Annotated in this window: 2 protein-coding genes; both read right to left on the bottom strand. The window is 34.8% G+C overall.

What is annotated here, in order from left to right; genetic code table 11:
• Window positions 1–99: 99 nt before the first annotated feature.
• Window positions 100–1,962 carry a membrane protein insertase YidC gene (yidC, locus tag ACY65O_RS11705; RefSeq protein WP_462221037.1) on the bottom strand — a complete coding sequence of 621 codons (1,863 nt, stop codon included), beginning with the start codon at window positions 1,960–1,962 and terminating at the stop codon, window positions 100–102.
• A gap of 125 nt (window positions 1,963–2,087) precedes the next feature.
• Window positions 2,088–2,738, bottom strand: coding sequence for a 50S ribosomal protein L25 (locus ACY65O_RS11700; protein WP_462221036.1), 651 nt, complete (start codon window positions 2,736–2,738; stop codon window positions 2,088–2,090).
• Window positions 2,739–2,772: the final 34 nt, after the last annotated feature.

Below are 2,772 nucleotides of genomic sequence, written 5' to 3'. Positions count from 1 at the left end.
AGATAATAAAATCCTGTACCAAAGAAATTTTACACTCCAAATAAAAAGACCTGCAACCGGTTAATTAGGTTGCAGGTCAATATTTTTTAACTTAAAATTCTACTTTTTTGTTGTTTTACTTTTAATATCCTGTATCTTTTTTTGGCTTTCCTGCATTGCAGCTAACCGTTCCTGAAGTTTATTTTGCTTAACAGGCCTTTTTCGGTTTTCCGATATTTGAGCCAGTATTTTTTCGTGATTGATAATATATTTCTGTATAACTATTTGCAGGATGAGAGTTATAGTGTTAGAAACAGTATAATACCAGGTTAATGCAGCAGGTAAATTATTAAATACACCTAACAGTATTACTGGAAAAATATACGGCATATACTTCATAACAGGATTGGTATTATCCTGCATGCTGCTCATGCTGTAAATAGAAATAAGTAAACTGGTTAATGTTGCAGTTATTGTAAATAAACTTATATGGTCACCATACACAGAACTAATAATAGGAATATTCCCAAAGTTATAAATAGAATCATAAGCTGCTAAATCTTTTGCCCACAAAAAACTTTCGCCCCTTAATGCAATATTAGCCTGGAAGAAATAATACAGCGACATAAAGATGGGAATTTGCAATAACGCCGGCAAACACCCGCCTAATGGGCTTACACCTGCTGATTTCCAGAGTTTCATTTGCTCCATACTAAATGCCTGCTGATCTAAACTTCCGCTCTTGTCGGTAAACTTTGCTTTAAGTGCATCAACCTCGGGCTTTAATACTTTCATCTTTGCTCCACTTAAATAACTCTTATAAAGAATAGGAGAAGTAATAAGGCGTATTAATAATGTTAACAGCAAAATTACCATACCATAGCTGGCAACATTACTTCTTATAAAATCCCAAACTGGTAGTAAAAAATGACGGTTAATATATTTTACAAAAGAAAAGGGACCGCTGCCATAAGTAACAATTTGCCCCATTTCGTTATTATATTTTTTTAAAATTGTATAATCATTAGGCCCGTAATATAATTGCAATGGCACTACCCCATTTGCCGGCACAGTAATCCTGCAATTTGCGGTAGCCTGCAAAATTATTTTTAAAGAATCGGCAGGGGTTACCCAATTTAATTCGGCACTTTGAAATTTATTTTTTGCAATTAAATTGCTTACAAAAAATTGTGGGTTGATGGCTAACCAGTCAATGGGTTTATCAAATTTTTCGTTACCGCCACTGCCCAGTTGTACAAAATCATATTTTCCATTGTAGTAATAGCAAATATGTGTTTGTTGTTTTTCGTAAGTAAGATTTTTTTCAATTTGAGGAATTTCTGTTTGCAATAAAAAATTCATAATGCTTTGATCAACCATGCTGGCTGCATTCTTCAGGTTGATATTAAAATCAAGCATATACCCGTTTTTACCGGGTGATGGCAAAATAAACTGATGGGTTATTACATCCCCTGCTGAATCTTTAATACTGTAAGTTAAAGACTGACTGCTATCAGCATTAACCTTATTTTCATTTTTAATAAAGAAAATATCACTTGTTTTTGAAGTCTTTCCTTCGGTCTTAAATTCGTATGAAAGCTTATTAAAATCACCCGCCATTAACTTAACCGCTTTTTTATCAAGTGTTGTAAACTTTTTTAGTTCAATTGCTTTTGGCTGGCCGCCTTTGTTGGTAAATGTAACTTTTAATACATCGTTTTCAATGGTGGTTAATTGCTCAACAGTATCGGTTATAAAAGTAGTGGGCAATTGTTTTTTAGCATTAAGTATGGAGTCTGTAATTTTAGCATCTTTTTTCAAAGCATTTGTATCTGACTTAGGTGCAAGGGCTGCAATAGAATCTGCTTTCTTTTTTTCTTGTACCTGAAATTCCTGGCTGCTTTTACTATTAATATAAAACATCCCAATCAACAACATCCCAATCAGCACAAAACCTATAACCGTATTCCTGTCCATTCCCATTGTAAAATAATTTTAAGGCGCAAAGGTAGGGAAAGTTATGGGTTAAGTGTTTGCAGTTATTGGCTCATTGGCAATAAAAAATGCCCCCATGTTTTGTGGGGGCATCAGTATAAATAAAATAGTTTTTATTTTTTTGCAGCAGGTGCTTTTGCAGCGGCGACAGGTGCTGCAGCTTTTGCAGCAGCAGGAGCAGCGGCAGCAGTTTTTGGCGCTGTTGCTTCTTCCTGTTTTAACTGCCTTGTCATAGTTACAGAAGCAATGGGAATACGTGGAGAGTTTAAAACTTCTATGTTATCCAACTTTACGTCTTCTACCCTTATGTTTTCGTTCAGTTCTAATTTATTGATATCAACATCAATATGTTCTTTTAAATACTTAGGAAATGCTTTTACTTTAAGCGATTTCATTTTTATAACCAACTTACCACCTTCCTTAACACCGGCAGGTGTACCAACAAATTTTAACGGCAAAGTTGCAATTACTTTTTTATCATCCACTAATTCTAAAAAGTCAACATGGGTTAATAAATCGGTTACTTTGTTAAACTGCAGGTCTTTTAAAATACAACGGTAAGTGCTGCCGTCAATTTTAACGTCTGTCAGCATAAATTCTGATGTGTAAACGATGTCTTTAAAAGCAGTAGCCGGAGCAGAGAAATTAATCTCTTTTTTACCACCATAAATTACACCTGGCACTTGTTGCTGAGAGCGAAGATGGCGGGTGGCTTTTTTTCCGCTTTCGGTCCTCAGTTGTCCTTCGATTGTAATTGATTTCATTTTAATAATTTTTTATGAGGCGCAAAGGTAGGGG

Source organism: Ferruginibacter sp. (genome assembly GCF_031430955.1).
GTDB lineage: Bacteria > Bacteroidota > Bacteroidia > Chitinophagales > Chitinophagaceae > Ferruginibacter.
The sequence above is the reverse complement of the archived record's forward strand: the minus strand, read 5'-3'. Positions and strand labels throughout refer to the sequence as shown.

Excerpts from the sequence above, each read along its gene's own strand:
- yidC (WP_462221037.1), bottom strand. The coding sequence starts at position 1,962 with ATGGGAATGGACAGGAATACGGTTATAGGTTTTGTGCTGATTGGGATG.
- ACY65O_RS11700 (WP_462221036.1), bottom strand. The coding sequence starts at position 2,738 with ATGAAATCAATTACAATCGAAGGACAACTGAGGACCGAAAGCGGAAAA.